We start from the raw sequence: 20001 nt of genomic DNA on the forward strand, positions 1-20001 counted from the left end.
CCAAAAATAACACCTCCAAAATATATGTGTGCAGTCGTTAAGGCGTTGATAGAGCATCCTATAGCATCTACCCTTTGACGGAGCCCACTAATGCCCCTTTTGCAAAATATTTCTGCAGAAACGGATAAACAACCAGAATGGGTAGAGTGGAAACAACAATGACAGCCATTTTAATCGTTTGATCCGGTGGTTTAACAAAATCACTGCCAAAGTCCGATGTATCCGCGCTAAACGCACTTGCTACAAGAACGATTTGTCTTAACAGCACCTGGATAGGCCATTTATTCGCATCATTCAAAAAGATAATGGCATTGAAGTAAGTGTTCCAGTAGTTAACGGCATAAAATAGAGATATCGTGGCGATCGCCGGCATAGACAGCGGAATAACAATTCTGAACAAGATTCCGAGATCATTGCAGCCATCGATTTTGGCAGACTCCTCAAGACCCTCAGGCAGGTTCATAAAAAAGCTCCGCATAATAATCAGGTTGAATGCATTAATCATGGTCGGGACGATCAGAGAAAAGTATGAATCCACAAGTCCCATTGCCTTAACTACCAAAAAGGTCGGTATCAAACCTCCATTAAAGAGCAGCGTGAACACAACCAGGAACATGAAAAAGCGGCGTCCATCCAAATCTCTTCTCGTTAGGCCGTATGCCATCAAGCAAGTTACAAACATGCTGATTAAGGTTCCGAAGAGGGTGACCCCCACAGATACACTTAATGAACGAAAGATCGCACTCGTCGATAAAATATAGCGGTAAGCATCCAAGGTATACTCGGTCGGAATCAAAATAAACGGTTTGCGAGCTATTTCCTCTACAGTTGCAAAAGAAGCCATAATAACATGCATGAGAGGAAGGAACGTAACCAACGCTATAAGGATGAGAAAAAAGATATTGAAGAAATCAAACATTCTGTTAAGTAATGTCTTGTCTTGAACCATTGCGGTACCTCCTTATGACCCAGTCGATTAGTAAATGCCTTCCTCGCCGATTTTTTTGGCTAATTTGTTAGAAAGTACAACCAGAAATAGGCCAACAAATGATTTAAAGAAACCTACTGCCGTGCTGAAGCTGAATTGACCTTGTTTCAGACCGACTGTGTATACATAGGTATCCAGAATTTCGGCGACGGAACGATTCATCGAATTGAGCAGCAGATACACATGCTCGAAGCTGAGATCGAGAACATTGCCTATTCGAAGAATTAACAGCACAACAATTACACTTCTTATTGAAGGTAAGGTGATATGCCAAATTTGTCGGAACCGTCCGGCTCCATCCATTCTTGCAGCCTCATACAGCTGCGGGTCGATGGCTGCGATTGCAGCCAGATACACAATCGTTCCCCAGCCCGCTTCCCTCCAAATAACCTGAACAATGTACATGGGGTGAAACCAGCCTTCGCTCAGCAAAAAGTTTACCTTGGGAAATCCAAAGTACAGCATTAATTGATTAATAATTCCGCCATCCATCGTTAGCATTACATAGGCAATGGATACGATAATGACCCATGACAAGAAATGCGGGATGTATACGATCGACTGCACCAACCGTTTAAAAAATACATTTGCCACTTCATTCAACATCACAGCAAGCACAATGGGGACCGGAAAATAAAAAACAATATTATAGAGGAACAAGACAAACGTGTTTTTAAAAATGTTCCAAAATTCCGGTTCACTAAACAATTTATTAAAATGCTTCAGCCCTACCCACTCACTGCCCGACATTCCCTTGTATGGCAAATAATCCTGAAAGGCAATAAGCAGCCCATACATAGGGAAATATTTGAAAATAATAAAATAGATAAGCCCAGGAAGGATCATCAAATACATATACCGGTTCCTGACTAATCTTTTGGCTAATGAACTGCTTGATTTGGGTACCGGCATCGGCTTGGACTGAACGACACTACTATTCATTACACACGACTTCCTTTCTTACGGAGGCCAATAAAGCCTTGTTGTATATGATTGAATCAAGGATACTCGGCTGTACCAGTCCTTGAGGGATGATGAACACGTCGAGGTTCAACTGGTGAAGGCTGTTGAATGGTTTCAACAGCCCCCAACAAAGCGTATTTTAATTATTTAACGTTTTTGTAGGCTGTATTGTATTCTTCGATAATTTTGGCTCCGCCTTCGTCCTGCCACTTTTTCACAGCTGCTTGGAAGCCATTTTCGTCGATGGTACCTAACATAAATTTATAAGTAGCATCCTTGATAATGTCCTGAAGTCTTGCACCCTTCTCGTTAAACGTTTTGGAATCCAGAGATACCGTCGGATCTGGAACTCCAAAGCTGATAGCATCCTTGGCAAGCTTTTCGGCCTTTTCACGAACCGGAAGGCTGTAAAAAGATGGGGTTACATTAGTGGTGTCAGCAAGTGCGATGCTTTGATATGGCTTAACATCCTTCTCCAGCAGCTTCTGGTCGGTTCCAGGAACTACCTTGCCATCCTTAACGGTGTAATGGGTGTTCTCAACCCCATACTTAAGCAGGTTAGCAATTTCCGGACTTAGGAAATAATTGTAGAAGGCCAGAATTTGCTTTAATTCTTTTTCCGTTTTAACTACAGCTTTAGGGAACATAACCATAGTGCCATACCCTGGTAGCGCCCATGTCGCCGGCTTACTGTTCGAGCTGCTTGTAATTTGGTTAACCAGGTCATATTGAGCTTCCTTAACGTTTTTGGACGTTTTATCCTGCATCGTTTCAACATCCGGCATCGAGCCTATATACATCCCCGCTCTACCGGTGTACATCATGTTCTGCTGATCCGTTTTGCTCGTAACCGGGAAGTCTTGATTAATCAAACCTTCGTCACGAAGCTTCTTAATAAATTTCATCGTTTCCATGTACCCTTTAGTAGCAAATTCAGGAGTAAGCTTCCCATCGACAACCCCCCAGCCATTAGGAGTTCCGAAGAATGAGCTTAATGTTTTAAAAGAGCCGTAGACCAGATCGTTGCGATCCGCTAGCCCCAGTGTTTTACCTCCACCAGCCAGATCCGCTTCCTTGAATTTTTTCAGCATATTGTAAATATCATCGGTTGTTTTAGGCTCTGCGAGACCAAGCTTATCAGCCCAATCTTTACGGTAGATAATACCTTGGCGCGTCAGCGGTCTTTCCTGATAAAGCGAATAAATTTTGCCGTCCACACTCGTATTCTTTAGAATATCGGGGTTCATCTTACTTAAGAAGGAGTACTCCTTTAAATAAGGGCCTAGCTCCCAGAATTGTCCGTTTTTGATAGCATCGCGAAGCAGGACGAAAGACGACTGGTTTTTAATATAAGCAGCTTGCGGCAAAGATCCCGTTGCAAAGGCGGCCTGAAATTTCTCATCATAAGAACCGTCCGGTACCCATTGGAACTCAATTTGGGTTTTTGTTTTTTCTTCAAGTATTTTCTTGATCGTCTCCGATGGAACCTCAGGTGTCTGCAGGTTCGCCATAATAGTTATTTTGGAAATAGGCTCCACTTTCGTATTTTCCGTATTCGTTGACGTATCCTTCCCTGTTGCCTCCGGCTTCACGTTATCGCCGCAGCCTGCAAGGATCGATGTGACCGCTAACACCGCAGCGCAAAAAACAGCAGCTTTTTTGGCATAACCCTTTGTTCTTTTCAAATTATTCCAACCTCCATTTTTCATTGCAGAATCAAAAATGCTCTCGTCCTGCTCTCCTTTTTATCATAGAGGTGCTTTTCCATTCCATATACAATCATTGCCTCACAAACACTTGTGCCACTGGGCTTTTCAGCCTATATGAGATAGGTATCTGAGATAATGATCATGGATGTTATTGGGGTCTGGAAATTTCATCCTCCGCTTTGTTAGTAATGCAAAAGAACCTTCAGTTCCACTTTTAAAGTGTAACTGAAGGTTCTTTTTCACATTTTATAGGATTCGCCCACCTGGGTTTACCCTTCTGGAATAGCCCATCCCCTGCAATTATTTATTTGAAATCTTTTTTTGGTAAGCCTCTGAATATTCTTTAATAATCTGGCCTCCCCCTTTTCTCTCCCATTTGTCGATTTCTTTCTCGAAGCCATTCAAGTCTATTTGACCAAGAATATAGCTGTACGTAGCATTAATCACAATTGGCCAGAGCTCTCCTCCAACCATATCGTAAGTCGGAGAGAACAAGGATTGAGCCGGATCTCGAATCAAGAAGCTTTCATTATCCGAGGTCAGCTTACTAATTTTAACTTGAAGTGGATCTTGCATTTCTTCCTTAAGCTTCATAATCGAATTGTTCAGGCTGGCTATCATTAAAGAATACAGCGGCAGCACCTCTATGTTATGCAGCTGACTCATCGTCGGAGTCTTCACGACTCGTCCCTCTTCTACTGTGTAATGCTTGCCCTCTAAGCCATATTGCATTATGTTGCTAACATCGGCATCCATCGTTCTATCGAAAAAGGCAAGAATCTTTCTCAGCTCCGCCTCTGTCTTGATCTCTTTCTTGGAAAAGAGGAACAATCCGTTGAAGCTCGGGATCGACCAGACTCCATATCCCTGAGGACCGCGAATACGGTTAAGTATGGTCAATTCAGCTGTAGGATTCAATTTTTGCAGCTCGTCCAATAATCTGGGCGTATCTTCCAGGCTGCCGATATATGCACCTGCTTTACCGCTGATAATCATATACCGTTCTACCTGCTTACTCGTAATTGAAAAGTCACGGTTCAGTATATTTTCGTCATACAGCTTTTTCATAAAGTCCATCGTATGAATATATTCCGGCGTCATAAACTCCGGAACCAGTTTATCCTTTACTACACCCCAATTGTTAGGCGTTCCGAAATACGATCCCAATGTTTTGAATGCCCCGAATACAAGATCGCTGCGGTCGGCCAGCCCAATAGTGTCCTGCTTCCCGTTACCGTCCGGATCGTTGTAGGTAAACTTCTTCATAACTTCGTATAATTCATCAATCGAGGATGGCTCCTTCAGGCCCAGACGGTCTAACCAATCCTTCCGGAGGATGACGCCTTGTCTTGATGCGGGACGTTCCGTATACAAACCATATAGCCTATCATCAACCGATGTTTCATTTAACGTAGTTTTATTCAACTTTTTCAAATTTGGATAAAAGTCCAAATACGGGCCAATTTCCCAAAACATACCGGAACGGATTTCATTTCTCACATACACATAATCAGGCTGGCTTACGAAAATTACTTTTTTAGGTGAATTCGTCTCCAGCGCATTCATCATTTTATCTTTATAAATATCATAAGGGACCCATTCGATGTCAAGATTCGTTTGAGTGGCTTGTTCAATGCTGCTGATTAGTTCATCGGGCGGAGCTTTGACCTGGTGAAGCGGTACCATCATACTAATATCAAGAAGCTCTGCCGCCGGAATACTACTTTTCTTCGTATCTATTCCCTCACAAGCGCTCAATAGCAAGGCGACAGAAACTATAATAGAGACGGGTCTGTATATGAACATTTTAACAAACAGACTCCTTCTACTCATGGAAACCCTCTCCCCCGATGCAAACGATTGCATTTATTATACATGAAAGATAACTCTATTGTAATGCATCTGGCATACGAAAACTTTTATTAAAATTAGTTATTGCTCATTGCTCCCACTGGTTGCTAAAATAGAACAACAGAATTACTATTTTTTCTTAAGTCAGGAATGAGGTACATAGATGCAACACTTCAGTTATCTTACAAGGCTAATCATATTTGGATGCCTTCTATGCACACTTCCCGCTATTTGTTTTGGTATATTCTCCTACATTCAATCATCTAATGAAATTCAAAAACAAGTTAATTCCAGACAAATACAAGTATTAACTTTGATGAACTCCAATGTCGAGCAAGTGCTGCGAACGGTAAATCACGCCTTTGACCAATTGGTAAATTCTACCGTTGTGGCAAGAGCATTAAATGAGACTTTTTCTCCTGACGACTTTCTGCTGTACAGAAATTTACGAAAGGAAATAAGCAACACGCAATCCTATTTCACAAAAGTTGAAGATATTGTAATCGTTAACATAGAGCAAAATTGGATGATTAAAAATTCTGGCTATTATAAATTCAACACTTATCTGCATCACACTCAAATAGCCAATCAGATGCTTCTTCCCAATACAATCTCTTGGTCCCTGAACCCCAGCATATGGTTTTACAGTGAAGAGAAGGCGAATGCTTACGAATGTCCATATGTGATAAGCCTGGTGAAGAAATTACCGGATCAGAAGCTCGACAAGTTTGGACTGGCATTCGCAAATTTACCCACCTGCAGTATAGGAAGCATTCTAAATTATACCCCCGCGGAATCTGAGACCGTTATAATTATGGATGATCAAGAACGGATATTATTTCACACAGACCCTTCCATGATCGGTAAGTATGCAATCAGCACAGGCTTTATTAGTGATTCCCATGTCTTCTCACAGCCTGTCGGCCAGTTCGAAACGGAATTGGGCGGGAAGAAGTATACAGCTACCTACCTGCGCTCATCTCTTAATAACTGGATTTATCTCTCTATTATCTCAATAGACAGCTTAACTCAGGATTCCAAAAAAATTGGCCGCTATCTTTTCTTCTTCTGCTTGATCATAATTGCCGTATTCTTAGTTATTGCATGGCTGGGCTCTCGTCAAATGTACAATCCGATCCAAAGCTTATTGAAGCAAATTGGAGGAAGCCCCCCATCAAGCGTCAAACCTGGAATGAACGAATTCGAAATCATCAGCAACCAGGTTCAAAACCTGTTTCAATCCAAATCACAGCTGGAGCAGGAAGCCAGCCGGCATTTGCAGCAATCCAGCACCTTTTTTCTGATGAATATGTTTCAAAAGGACATTCGAAGAAATGAACTGACGGAGAAAATGGAGCTGTTCGGATTCAGTGAAAAGCTTGCCCAGTGGCAGGTAATGTCGGTTATCGCGTTGCAAATTGATACTTTGGAGGGTACACGTTACTCTAAGGATGACCTAGAGCTGCTGTTATTTGCTATTAATAACATCGTAGAGGAAATCATACCTTCGGAAGTCAGATTGCCGCCCGTATCTATCGAACATACCCAGATCACCCTTATCGGAGGCGTCAATTCTGAAGCTCAGCCCGAGTATAACGGCTTTATTTATTCAACAACCGAATCTATTCAGAGTGCTATAAAGCGGGTACTGGATCTGCAAGTCAGCATTGGAATCAGCCTTCCCTTTCATGATATTAAAAAAGCCTCTGCAGCCTACCACGAGGGGCTTGAGGCGTTGAAGCACCGCATTTATTTGGGTGAGCATGTAATTATTCCTTATGCGAATATTAATGCAGGCAAGCAAAAGCTGCTGGCTGAGTACCCAAGCTTGGCAGAAACAGAGTTATTTGACGCTATATTAATTGCCGACGAGGAGAAGTCGCGGGAGTTATTAAAAGCGTTCATGCAGCTTATTTTCAAGCAGGAAATGAATCCTCAGGAATATCAGGTATCTATTTTCAGGTTCCTTAACAGCCTGATGGTTTCCATGCAGCAGTCCGGGATTTCGTTGAACCAGCTGCATTCCGGCGGAGGCTCATTGTATGAGGAATTAAACGCGCTTCAGATCACTCATGAAATTGAAGAATGGTTCTGGTCTCGCGTCATTACACCTCTGATTCGTATTTTCCGGGACAGGCAAAATTCTCAATATCACAATATATCCGAGAAAATCATGGATATGATTCATAAATATTACGACACCGATCTCACCATTGAAAAATGCGCTACCGAGATGCATTATAACGCTAACTATTTGAGCGGTGTTTTTCGCAAAGAAACCAGCGTAACCTTCAGCGAATATTTATCCTCTTATCGTCTCAATATGGCTAAGAAATGGCTAATGGAAACCGATATCACAATTAAAGAAATTTCAGAGAAGCTTCAATATATCAACTCTCAGAACTTCATACGTTCTTTCCGCAAGCAAGAAGGTGTTACTCCCGGGCAGTTTCGGGAATCGCATCGCAAATAATTAATAAGGACGCCGAAAGGCGTCCTTATTAATATTCGACCGACCGCCATGCAACGCCACAACTAGCTAGCGGAACGTCATTCCTTTATTTACCTTGCACTTCCTCAAATTCATGAAGTTACGGAAGTACGATGCGTTATTTAGTCTTCAATTGGCTAAAATTCCACTATTTCGAGCAAATAAGTGATCCTAGTTCCGCTTCACTTGGTTGATAACGTTTGCAAATTAAAATAACGCATCCCAGTTCCTTTCAACCACTTGTTGATCTAGAGGCAAAGGTAACCTGGTGGATCGTTTTCGATTAACCCATTTAGCAATCCAATTGCAGGATGCGTACAAAAAATCCCGCCAGCGGCGGGATCAGAGGTAACATTCTATATTTAAAAGAACCCTTTATGCATCCCTATCTACTATTACTTACATCGAAGCTACCCACCTTACCAGTCGTTATTGCTTGGCAGCTTGGTAAGCTTCAATGTATTGAGCAGCCTTCTTGGCTACCAGGCTGTAATCACCTGTTTTTACCGCATCGGTGGTCAAATCAGAACCGATACCAACAGCTACAGCTCCAGCCTTGATCCAATCAGCCAGATTGCTCAGCGACACGCCGCCGGTTGGCATAATGTTCGCCTGCGGCAAAGGCCCTTTGATCGCCTTGATTGTTGCCGGCGAGTACAGGTTGCCCGGGAACAGCTTGACGATGTCAACGCCCAGCTCCAGCGCCTGCTGGATCTCTTGAATCGTCATAACTCCGGGCATAACTGGCACACGGTACCGGTTGCACAGCGTTACCGTTGCCGGGTTCAACGCCGGGCCTACGACAAACTCGGCCCCGCTAAGAATCGCAGCTCGCGCCGTCTCCGGATCCAGCGCCGTACCTACGCCAATGATGGCGTACTTGGACGCATCCTGCGTCTCGCTGGAGTACTTCTTCGCAAGCTTCTCGATTGCTTGCAGTGCGAAAGGCACTGTCATCGTTACCTCGATGACTTTAATACCGCCCTCGATGGCTTGCTCCGCCATCTCAACTACTTCATCGGCCGTCTCTCCGCGTAATACGGCCACAACGCCTGCGTTGCTCATTTGCTGGAGCAGCTTAATTTTCTTCATATCGATTCAACCGTTCCTTTGCATCTAGTTTGTTTAACCTGGTTGCTGCTGATCTATTAACGCTCTACATGCTTCACGTTATTAAGTACCGCTTCAACCTGCTCCCAAGTCGGAATACCTTCCCAATCACCTTCGGTTTGCACAACCATCGAGCCAATCAGGTTACCCAACCTGACAGCTTCGGTATGACTGTAGTTTTTCAACAAGCCTACGATAAAGCCAGCGCAGAAGCCGTCACCGGCACCTACTGTATCTACAACCTGCTCGGCTTTGAAATAAGGAACGGAGCTAACCTTGCCCTGCTCCACGACATAGGTTTCATCGTCGCCGCCCTTAACAATCGAAACAGCCTGAAGCTCATTCAGGTGCCCAACAATTTCATCGAAGCTCTCCGTTTGGTACAGCAGCTTAAGCTCGTCCAAGCCTGGAAGGAAATAATCCGCTTCCTTGGCCATTTCCAACAGCACCTCACGCGCTTCATCCATCAACCACAGCTTAAGGCGCAGATTCGGATCAAAGCATACCTTTACCCCATGCTTGCGGGCGATACGAATAGCTTCGATTGCTGCCTCGCGGCATGATCCGCTTAAAGCGGGTGTAATACCTGTAACATGAAGGTATTTAGCCTGCTTAATATACTCCTCATCCAGATGCTCCGGCTTTAACGTGCTCGCCGCGGAGCCTTTACGGTAGTAATATACCGATGTTTTACCGGATACGACCTCGCGCATCATCAAGCCGGTCGGCGCTTCCGCCGTTAGCTCAACACGGGATACGTCTACACCTTCGCCGCGGATTTTTTTCAGAATCATACGGCCAAAAGGATCCTTGCCCATGCGGCTGAACCAGCCGACACGGTGACCAAGACGAGCAACACCAATAGCAACATTGCTTTCAGCGCCACCGAACAAACCATTAAATTGCGAGGAATATTCAATTCCTTTGGTGCTTGTCGGCATCATAAGCGCCATCGTTTCGCCAAATGTAATAATCTCCGGCTGAAACATTTGAGTGCTAGCTTGTTGAGTGGCCATTATCGATTCATCCACCCGCCGTCTACACACAATACATGCCCATTCATATAATCAGACGCTGCAGATGCCAAGAACACAGCGGGACCTTGCAGGTCTTCCGTTGTACCCCAGCGTCCTGCCGGTATACGTCCCAGTATTTGTGCATTACGCTCTTGATCCGCACGAAGTGCAGTTGTGTTATCCGTTGCCATATAGCCCGGTGCAATTGCATTCACTTGAACGCCTTTGCTTGCCCACTCGTTGGCTAATGCTTTCGTAATACCTGCAACCGCATGCTTGGCAGCCGTATACCCCGGTACATTAATACCGCCTTGGAAGCTAAGCATCGAAGCGATGTTAATGATTTTACCCGATCCCTGCTTGATCATTTCGCGACCTACCAGCTGGCAGAGGAAAAACACTGAATTCATATTTAAATTAATAACATCATGCCAGTCTTGAGCGGGATGATCCGCAGCCGGTGTACGGCGAATAATACCAGCATTGTTAACTAAAATATCGATTTTGCCAAAAGCGGACAGAGCTTCGCTCACAACACGCGGCAGTTCATTCTCATCAGACAGGTTGGCAACAACCGTATGAACATTACGACCCATTGCTTCAATCTCATTTTGAGTATCACGATTGCGGTCATTACTGGTCACAATTACAATATCCGCACCTGCTTTTGCCAAGCCAAGAGAGATACCTCCACCTAAACCTACAGCACCGCCCGTTACGATTGCTACTTTACCCGACAAATCAAAAAAACTCATTTCTACACCCCATTAAACGAATTATATACGGCTTGTACTTCCGATACCGTCAGCAAGTATACATCCCTTTTATTATAAGTGAAGTGACTTCAATGTGCCAGACCGACCTCGAAAAATTACAACAACACCTAAAGAACACCTTTTGCTCAAAAGCGAATTTTCCAATTTATTCCTTTATTCCCGCAGCAGACTGCATCTTTCATCCTCAGATCACAACTTCCTCCTTTATAGCGCACATACCTCTACCTCAAATCCGAGATCTTCGATCATTCTGTGATCCTCTTGAGCGTCCTGCCCTTCCGTTGTTAAATAATCACCTACAAAAATCGAATTTGCCGCATACAATCCTAAAGCCTGCAGCGAGCGTAAATTCATCTCCCTGCCTCCGGCAATACGTATTTCTTTAGATGGATTCACTAAACGCAGCAAAGCTAATATTTTCAGACATTTGCGCGGATGCAGTGCGTTCATATGCTGCAAAGGCGTTCCGGCAATCGGGTTCAAAAAGTTAACCGGAATCGAATCCGCATCTAACTCGCGAAGCGCATAAGCGATTTCCACGATTTCCTCATCCGTTTCACCCATACCTGCTATAAAGCCGGAGCATGGGGACATTCCAGAAGCCTTCGCTTTCTGAACCGTGCTGACACGATCCTCATAGGTATGGGTTGTTGTAATCCTGTCGAAGTTTCGTCCACTCGTATTCAGATTATGATTATAGCGGTCTACGCCAGCCTCTTTCAGCCGCTCTGCCTGCTCTTCAGATAATATACCCAAACAGGCGCATATTTTCATTGGCATTGCTTCCTTGATCTCCCGGACCGCCTCTATCACCTGTTCCAGCTCTTTATTAGTCGGGCCTTTACCGCTGGCTACAATGCAGTATGTTCCAACCTTCAGCTCCATAGCTTTATGTGCTCCCGCAATCAAAGTCTCTTTATCAAGCAGCGGATACTTGGAAACCGGCGCAACAGACACTATGGATTGCGAGCAGTAACCGCAGTCTTCCGGACATAATCCACTCTTTGCATTAATAATAAGATTCAACTTTACCTTCGTTCCATAAAAATGCCTTCTCACCTGAAAAGCCGCATCCATCACAGCAAGCAGCTCATAGTCATCCGCACGCAGCACCGCCAATCCTTCCTCCATCGCGAGCCTTTCACCTTTAATAGCCTTGTTAGCCAATGCACTCCAATTCGCACTTATCTTTATCACGAAAATAGCACCTCCACCCCATTTTAATTGTCAACTAAAATTATTAATTTATGGTTAACAATTAACAGACGTATTTTACTATAATTGGAGTCACTGTACAACCCGTCCCTAATCAGGCACTATCCCACTTTTAAAAGCGGCACAAATATATAACATATAACTAACATTATATTAAAATGCATAAATATGAAAACAGCAGATAAACGTCAAAAATCGACATAAAACCGTTTAAACACGCAATGTAACCGTTTTTTCATTAGTGTTAAATATTTGTCAAATAACATAACATGTATTAGTATTCAATACATTATTATAAATACATAACATTGGAGGTATCTTTATATGACATTATTTAAAGGCAGCAAGCTTATGAAAAAGATCCTTATCCCTCTTCTTGTACCCGCTCTCTTGAGCACCGTATCGGTGTTCACGATTCCGTCGTCCGCAAGTGCTGCGGAGGTTACGGCATCAGCCATCCCCATTCCACCTGTAACGGACAGCTTCAAGCAGTCGCCATTGCCGAATGTTATCGTCATTGGAACCGGGGGCACTTTGGCCGGTAAAGCAGCCGATCAGACCAGCTTTCAAAATTATCGCGCAGGCACTTATCCCATTGCCGATCTTGTCAGCCAATTGCCTAATAAGGATAAAATCGCGGATGTAGCTACCTATCAATTCGGCAATAAAGGATCGGGCAGCTATTCCATGAGCGACTTGTACGATCTTTCCCTGGCGGTAGACGCTGCTCTAGAGCAATACGACGGAGCCGTTGTTACATCCGGTACGGATACAATGGAGGAAATCGCTTATTTCCTCGACCTTACCGTGAGAAGTGAAAAGCCAGTCATTGTTACAGGCGCCATGAGGCCTTGGGATGTTATCGGTACCGATGCCCCAGCCAATCTGTATAACGCCATCAAGCTGGCAGGAAGCGGTAAAACCAAATCCTTCGGCACCGTTCTTATGCTGAATGATGTCTTTCACGCAGCCAGAGAAGTAACCAAATCCAACTCCCACCGTATGGATACGTTCGAAACACCTATGGTTGGCGCATTAGGCTACATAGACGAAACGAACATCCGTGTCTACCGTGCTCCTGCTAGAGTATTAAAAGCGGGCAAGCCGGATTGGGCAACTCCTTTTGACTTTAAAACCATCACCAAAGATAAGCTCCCTGCCGTAGAAATCGTCTACGCTTATCAAGATGCTGGCGGCGGCGCTATCAACGGCCTCGTGAGTGAAGGGGTCAAGGGAATCGTAACGGCCGGAACAGGCGCCGGCGGCATATCCTCGAAGATGAGCACAGCTCGCAGCAATGCAATCAAGCAGGGCGTTATCTTTGTAACAACAACAAGAACAGGCTCAGGCACTATGTACGGCGGCAGTAGCGGCATCATCGCAGGCGACAGCCTGAATGCGCAGCACGCAAGAATCATGCTTCTTCTATCCCTGGCATTCTCTAGCGATTTCAATACGGTCAAGGACTGGTTCGCCACGTATGGCACGCAAGATGTACAACCGGAACAGCCATAACAGGAGCGGGAGGTAAGGTTCAATGAATCATCTTGATTACGCAACTTCAAAAAGGAGCTTCATCTCGCTCCTTTTCTTGTCTCTCCTGATCGCTTTATCCACCATGCTCGCCCATCCAACCAGCGCTCGTGCAGCTGAAGCCATTCCAATCCCGCCACTGACGGACAGCTTCAAGCAGTCGCCACTGCCGAATGTTATCGTCATTGGAACCGGGGGCACTTTGGCCGGTAAAGCAGCCGATCAGACCAGCTTTCAAAATTATCGCGCAGGCACTTATCCCATTGCCGATCTTGTCAGCCAATTGCCTAACAAGGATAAAATTGCGGATGTAGCTACCTATCAATTCGGCAATAAAGGATCCGGAAGCTATTCCATGAGCGATCTGTACGACCTTTCCCTGGCGGTTGACGCTGCTCTCGAGCAATACGACGGAGCCGTTGTGACATCCGGTACGGATACAATGGAGGAAATCGCTTATTTTCTGAACCTTACCGTGAGAAGCGAAAAGCCTGTCGTTGTTACAGGCGCGATGAGACCTTGGGATGTTATCGGTACCGATGCCCCAGCCAATCTGTATAACGCCATCAAGCTGGCAGGAAGCGGTAAAACGAAATCCTTCGGCACCGTTCTTATGCTGAACGACGTCATTCACGCAGCCAGAGAAGTAACCAAATCCAACTCTCACCGTATGGATACTTTTCAAACGCCTATGGTTGGCGCTCTTGGTTACATAGACGAAACGAATATTCGCATCTATCGTGTCCCAGCCAAACGCCTCAAAGCGGGCAAGCCGGATTGGGCAACACCTTTTAACCTGAAGACCATCACCAAGGATAAGCTTCCTGCAGTAGAAATCGTCTACGCTTATCAAGACGCTGCCGGAGGCGCCATCACCGGATTTGCCAACGAGGGCGTCAAGGGGATCGTAACGGCCGGAACAGGCGCCGGCGGCATATCCTCGAAGATGAGCACAGCTCGCAGCAACGCAATCAAGCAGGGCGTTATTTTCGTAACAACAACAAGAACAGGCTCAGGCACCATGTACGGCAGCAGCAATGGCATCATCGCCGGCGACAGCCTGAACGCACAGCATGCAAGAATTATGCTCCTTCTATCCCTGGCATTCTCCAATGACTACAACACTATCAAGCAATGGTTTGAAACCGTGGGTACCCAGGAAATAAAGCTCGCCTCTCAGGTGCCGGATAACAAAGCACCGGAATGGCCTGCAGGCGGGAGTTTGGAAGCCTTGAACGTAGGGCAGACAGCTCTCACCCTGACTTGGCCTTCTGCAGTAGACAATATCGGCGTGACACAGTACCGTATTTATGACACCGGAAGCAACACAGTTGTCGGAAGCGTCTATCCCACGGTTACTAATGGAGTTTACTCGACAGTTAGCGGAAGCACGTATTCCTCCGTTACAGGAAGTGTATATTATTACAACCTAAGCGGTCTTACTGCAGGCACAACCTACACATTCACTGTCAAAGCCGAGGATGCTGCAGGCAATCAGAGCGTTGGACTGAGCAAGACCGTTCAGACATTACCAGCCAGCCGGCCTTCCCGACCTGGATCATCAGGCGGCGGCGCAGCTTCCACTTCCTCCAAAAGCGAACTGACTATCGCACCAAGCGGAACAGGCACCGTAAGCTTGAACAACGCTATCTGGATTACGATACCGGCAGGTGCATCAGGGCAAGAGCTGCGGGTAACGGTGGAAGAACTGACCAATCAAAGCAACCTGATCTCAGAGGGAAGCAAGCTGATCAGTCCGATATTTGAGATTTTGAAAAACTTTAGTGAAAACTTTGATAAGCCGGTTACCATCTCATTCCTTTTCGATCCGGCAAAAGTCGAAGCCAATCAACATCCTTCCGTATTCTACTACGATGAGGAGAAGAAAACTTGGATTGAAATCGGAGGCACTGTCCAGGACAATCAAATAAAGGTTGATGTCGATCATTTCACCAAGTTTGCCGTATTTGCTGTAGAGAACAAAGCAGCGGAAACAACCGAAGGGAAGCCATCCTTCTCGGATACAACCGGACATTGGGCGGAAGCAGCTATTAAATGGGCCTCCTCTCAAAACATAGTCAGCGGGTATCCGGACGGATCCTTCAAACCCGATCATTCAGTTACCCGTGCAGAGTTCACGCTGATGCTGATGAATGTTCTCAAGCCTCAGGGTGAAGGACGCGCACTTGAATTAACGGATAAGGATACGATCGGAGCATGGGCTCAGAAAGCGGTAGCTCAATCAGTTGAAGCAGGAATTATCAAGGGCTACGAGGACGGCACATTCCGGCCTAATACGCAGATAAATCGCGCTGAGCTAGTATCCATGATCGCAGCAGCTCTAAAATTGGCACCACAGGCCGATGCTACAACCGGATTCACGGATGACAGCATGATTCCGAAATGGGCTAAAGGCTCCATAGAGGCCATTCGCAAGCTAGGCGTAATCGAAGGTCGAGACGGCAACAGGTTCGAACCTACCGAAACAGCTACCCGAGCGGAAGCTGTAACTATTCTACTTAAGATGACACAAACAAAAAAATAAAATCATCCGAATAGTTCAGCTCCACCGAAACCTAAACAACGTGTCCCCCTCCTACAGGCCGGGAACACGTTGTTTTAGTATTTTACCGCTTATAAGCAAGCAGCATTTTAATTAACCATCCAGCCATTCAATCGTTATAGTGAATCTGTTTGCTCCGAGATCATTTTTATGACTGATCTTATGCTCCATGTCTATATCAGGCAGCGTCACCTTTTTTCCCCGAACACTTAAGTTATCCGCTTCCAGCTGATCAGCTATTTTCCTTAGCAACGCCGCGAATTGGGCAGTCCCGCCTACGAATTCTTCCTCCAGCTTCATTCCAATCACCTCTTCATCCATTAATGTTCAGCACTAACCGAAGGGCAGGCAAAGCTTCCAGGTCAAACTGATAGTTTTTCATCAGCTTTTTCAATTCGCCAGGTTCGCCTTTCTTGAAAGGATTTTTAACATAACCATAATACTTATGCGGGAATAATAAATCGATATAAAGAATTTCCTTTTGCCCCTGAGTAAGAGGCAGGATAGATTCATAACAGCGGATCATACGCTCTATTTCCTCCAGATCCCAATTGCCCAGCTGTTCAATACGTTTGGTCACCAGCTTGCGCACATCCCGTATCGGAATATCATAGGTCAAGTTATCCAGATCGAGCACATACACTCCTGTGTCCGTTTGTAGAGCGTTGCCTTTCCCATAATCCTGATGGCACAAATATCCGTATTCCCCGATAGAGCTTACCCATTCCGTATAGCAGGAGCAATCGAGCAAACGAATGGCTTCCTCAGCCCGATAGATCATTTCATCCACCGTGCTCAAATACAGCTTATAAAACTGCGAATTATCCATTGCTACTCCTGTCTCCACTTCCGTTTCCAACTTAACTTCCACTTCAGCCTTACTCTTCCATTGCTTCAATTCCCCCAGCATTTTCTCATAATGCTCCAGCCAAACCCCCATGCGGTTATAAGTCTCACAATCATCAGGAGGAACAAAACCCACCGAATCTTGATGAAATTGCGCCAAGCCCTTAAGACCCGCATACAGATGCTCCGGATTTTTATCCATCTCAAGATCGCTGCCTTCAATCCAACTATAAAGAACAAGAGCATATCCCTCATGGACAAAATACAATCCCCCAGCTTCCGTCGGAATAATGCCGCACACAAGAGCTCCTTTCTCATAAAGATAAGCTTGCGCTGCCGTAGTGAAATTAACAATCGGAATTGATTTGCGGATCCGCTTCAAGCATACTGTGCCCAAGGAGGTCCGAAGCTTCCAAACGGTTTTTATTCCACCACCTTGGATAACCTCGATTTCAGCGATATCCACATGTGGATAATGTTCTGCCATTAGCTGCCGGCCTAATAAAAGCTCTTCATTATTCATGTCCATAGTTAACCACCTCATCCAGACGAACAAGCAAATCCTCCAGAACCTCACCCTTGCTTATATCCGTAGCTATCATATCCTCCAAACGTTCAATATGCTTGGCAACCGTCCATTTCTCTTCCCTTTTGTCATAATACTTGGACACCTGACCGTAAAATAAATGAGGAAACTGAATGTCCGCCACAAGAATATGAAGTTGTTCCTTCGTCAAAGGATTAACCGTCTGATAAGCCTGCAGCATAGTCAGCAACAGCTCCTGATCCCACTCATCAAGCTTCTTCATCACTTTGTTTATTATTTTTCGCAAATCCCGCACAGGAAGGTCAACCGTCAAAGAATCCATGTCAAAAACATACAAATGACCGTCATCACCAATCGCCAAGTTGCCTGCCGCATAGTCTTGGTGGCACAAGCTTTTGTTCACCTTGGTTTCCTCCACCCACTTATCAAAACAGGAATGATCAAGCATGGCTAGCGAAGCTTCCCCTTGCTTCAAGAAGAAATCGACATATTGCAAAAATAACCCATCAAATTTATTTTTATCCGTTGCAGCGAGTCTCCGATTCTTCCACTCTATTAAACGTTCACATCTTCTCTGCAAGTCCGATTTCCACTCTGTCAAAAGAAATGAAGGGAATGTGCCGATTGGCGATTCAATCCCCTGAGATGCCTTATGGAAGGATGCCATTCCTTGCAAAATCATCTTCAACTCCTCTTCATGCTCATATTCTGGAGATCTTCCATAGACAGCTTCAAAAATAACGAAATACTCTTCATCCACCTTCACAAAGCCTTCTCCTGAGCTTGTCTTGTATACCTTGGGCGTATGAATTCCTTTATCCCTTAAATAATCAATGGCATGAATCATGAACTTAATATGACCCTCATCAAAGGGCACCTTCTTCATAATCACTTCACCCAGGTCCGTTTGAATAGACCATACCGCCTTTTTCCCTTTATAAGACAACAGGTAAATTTCCCCTGCCTTCAATGGGTAGTAGGCGATCACTTTAGTTACAACCTCCGAAAAAGTAGTATCCATCCTTAAACCCCGCCTCCTTTGTTCAACTAAGTTAAGCTTTATTTCTAAGCATCGCCCTGAGATACAGATTCTCCAGTCTTCTGGCTGCATGCTCGAATCCAAAGTTGCTTTCGACGAATAATCTACCCTGCAGAGCTATGGATAAAGCCTCCGCCGGATTGGATAGCAGCCATGATATCGCATTTGCAAAAGCAAGCGGGTTCGTATAATCCTCGATTAAAATTCCATTCTTGCAATGCTCTATTATTTCGGCATTCCCACCACGATTGGTAGTTATGACAGGAATTCCTGCACCCATAGCTTCGTAGTGCACTCTAGCCAGAGGCTCCTGCCACTGCGAGCTGCATACGAAAATATCCCCGATCAAAAAGTGGGATGGAATCTCACTCGGAGGTATGAACCCTGTAAAGATTACACGTTCCTTTCCAAGCGATTCCGCGAGCTGACGAATGCTTCGCCCGTAATCATCTATTCGTTCGTCGTGAAACCATTTACTGCCTACAATGACCAACACCGCATCCTTATGCTCTTGAATCACCTTCATCATAGCTTTGATCAAAATGTCCGGTCCTTTTACTGCGCTTAAGCGCCCAACGAACAAGACCACTTCTTTATTCTCAACTCCATACTTCTTCCTGAGTTCCTTTCTCACTATTTGGCCATCTTCATCCCAGACCGGCTTGTACTTTTTCAAATTGATCCCCGAATACACAGTCTTGACCTTTGATTTGGCTGAAGGAAATCTGGCTATGACAGTTTGTCCGATATAATTGCTGATTGTCATGATTTTATCGACCGCTTTGATGGCTAGAAGTCCCATTTCACTCGAGATTTTACCTTCCCTGAACATTTCATTATGAAGACTGACCACAAATCGACTGTTCGGCATAGCTGCCTTATATACAAGAAGATCACGCGGACGGTTGAATACGTGAATGACATCATACATATTCTTCTCGGCATGTTTCTTGGCTAATTCCTTCGCAACATTAAACACATAATCCTCGCTTGGCACCCGAATGTACTCTACACCCTTTACCACCTCTTGATCAGGAAGCTCAAGGTCCGCTATACAGTAGATGGTCAAATTATGCTTATTGCTTATATGGGGTGCAACCCCATCAATTAAAATTTGAATGGCCCCTCCCCGAATAGGAGGAACGGGCATCATTTCCGTACATATGAACGCTATTTTCATTACCCCCACTCCGATCTTGTTGCAGAGATGTTAAAAAGTACTCCTTCCTATTATTTAAAAAAATCTTAACGCTTCAGATAATCCCCCCTTAATATAATAGAGTTATAAGGAAAGCCGACAACGCTTACCCTTGCTAATAAAATATGATTAATTATTTGTTAAGGAACGGCGAAT

At 44.9% G+C, this 20001-nt stretch carries 15 protein-coding genes; 3 read left to right on the top strand and 12 right to left on the bottom strand.

The window, feature by feature from the left end; genetic code table 11:
- Positions 1-67: 67 nt before the first annotated feature.
- The 4 genes from NV381_RS31355 to NV381_RS31370 form a co-directional block, all read right to left on the bottom strand.
- Positions 68-949 (bottom strand): carbohydrate ABC transporter permease, encoded by an 882-nt coding sequence (locus tag NV381_RS31355; protein ID WP_258217259.1) that lies wholly within the window; start codon positions 947-949, stop codon positions 68-70.
- A gap of 27 nt (positions 950-976) precedes the next feature.
- Positions 977-1900, bottom strand: a complete 924-nt coding sequence (locus NV381_RS31360) for an ABC transporter permease (protein ID WP_419182321.1) — start codon at positions 1898-1900, stop codon at positions 977-979.
- 194 nt (positions 1901-2094) lie between these two features.
- Positions 2095-3636 carry an extracellular solute-binding protein gene (locus NV381_RS31365; RefSeq protein ID WP_258217261.1) on the bottom strand — a complete coding sequence of 514 codons (1542 nt, stop codon included), beginning with the start codon at positions 3634-3636 and terminating at the stop codon, positions 2095-2097.
- Positions 3637-3960: 324 nt separating this feature from the next.
- Entirely contained in the window at positions 3961-5493 is a 1533-nt protein-coding gene (locus NV381_RS31370) for an extracellular solute-binding protein (RefSeq protein ID WP_258217262.1), read from the bottom strand.
- Between the two features lie 181 nt (positions 5494-5674).
- Here NV381_RS31370 and NV381_RS31375 point away from each other — a divergent pair, with 181 nt between their 5' ends.
- Positions 5675-7984: an AraC family transcriptional regulator gene (locus NV381_RS31375; protein ID WP_258217263.1), complete on the top strand. Its 2310-nt coding sequence runs from the start codon at positions 5675-5677 to the stop codon at positions 7982-7984.
- Between the two features lie 447 nt (positions 7985-8431).
- Here NV381_RS31375 and NV381_RS31380 read toward each other — a convergent pair whose 3' ends face one another.
- The 4 genes from NV381_RS31380 to bioB all read right to left on the bottom strand — a co-directional run bounded on the left by NV381_RS31380 (position 8432) and on the right by bioB (position 12101).
- Positions 8432-9094, bottom strand: coding sequence for a bifunctional 2-keto-4-hydroxyglutarate aldolase/2-keto-3-deoxy-6-phosphogluconate aldolase (locus NV381_RS31380; RefSeq protein WP_258217264.1), 663 nt, complete (start codon positions 9092-9094; stop codon positions 8432-8434).
- A gap of 56 nt (positions 9095-9150) precedes the next feature.
- Positions 9151-10128 (bottom strand): sugar kinase, encoded by a 978-nt coding sequence (locus NV381_RS31385; RefSeq protein WP_258217265.1) that lies wholly within the window; start codon positions 10126-10128, stop codon positions 9151-9153.
- Positions 10128-10883, bottom strand: coding sequence for a 2-dehydro-3-deoxy-D-gluconate 5-dehydrogenase KduD (gene kduD / locus NV381_RS31390; RefSeq protein WP_258217266.1), 756 nt, complete (start codon positions 10881-10883; stop codon positions 10128-10130). Before kduD ends, NV381_RS31385 begins: the two co-directional genes overlap by 1 nt.
- A 225-nt stretch (positions 10884-11108) precedes the next feature.
- On the bottom strand, positions 11109-12101 hold the full coding sequence (bioB, locus tag NV381_RS31395; RefSeq protein ID WP_258217267.1) for a biotin synthase BioB: 993 nt from the start codon (positions 12099-12101) through the stop codon (positions 11109-11111).
- A 342-nt stretch (positions 12102-12443) separates the two neighbouring features.
- Here bioB and NV381_RS31400 point away from each other — a divergent pair, with 342 nt between their 5' ends.
- Both NV381_RS31400 and NV381_RS31405 read left to right on the top strand, forming a co-directional pair.
- Complete coding sequence (locus NV381_RS31400) at positions 12444-13634, top strand: asparaginase (protein WP_258217268.1); 1191 nt, start codon at positions 12444-12446, stop codon at positions 13632-13634.
- Positions 13635-13656: 22 nt separating this feature from the next.
- On the top strand, positions 13657-16197 hold the full coding sequence (locus NV381_RS31405; protein WP_258217269.1) for an asparaginase domain-containing protein: 2541 nt from the start codon (positions 13657-13659) through the stop codon (positions 16195-16197).
- Positions 16198-16308: 111 nt separating this feature from the next.
- On the opposite strand, the gene NV381_RS31410 is transcribed toward NV381_RS31405, so the two are convergent.
- The 4 genes from NV381_RS31410 to NV381_RS31425 are packed head-to-tail and all read right to left on the bottom strand — an operon-like array spanning position 16309 to position 19827.
- The gene (locus NV381_RS31410; protein WP_258217270.1) at positions 16309-16515 is read right to left on the bottom strand and encodes an amphi-Trp domain-containing protein; all 207 of its coding nucleotides are present in this window, start codon (positions 16513-16515) and stop codon (positions 16309-16311) included.
- Between the two features lie 13 nt (positions 16516-16528).
- Entirely contained in the window at positions 16529-17590 is a 1062-nt protein-coding gene (locus NV381_RS31415) for a CotS family spore coat protein (RefSeq protein ID WP_258217271.1), read from the bottom strand.
- Complete coding sequence (locus NV381_RS31420) at positions 17577-18629, bottom strand: CotS family spore coat protein (protein ID WP_258217272.1); 1053 nt, start codon at positions 18627-18629, stop codon at positions 17577-17579. The genes NV381_RS31415 and NV381_RS31420 overlap by 14 nt, the downstream gene beginning before the upstream one ends.
- Before the next feature lie 31 nt (positions 18630-18660).
- Positions 18661-19827, bottom strand: a complete 1167-nt coding sequence (locus NV381_RS31425) for a glycosyltransferase family 4 protein (protein WP_258217273.1) — start codon at positions 19825-19827, stop codon at positions 18661-18663.
- Between the last annotated feature and the right edge of the window lie 174 nt (positions 19828-20001).

Source organism: Paenibacillus radicis (ex Xue et al. 2023), assembly GCF_024722015.1.
Classification (GTDB): domain Bacteria; phylum Bacillota; class Bacilli; order Paenibacillales; family NBRC-103111; genus Paenibacillus_S.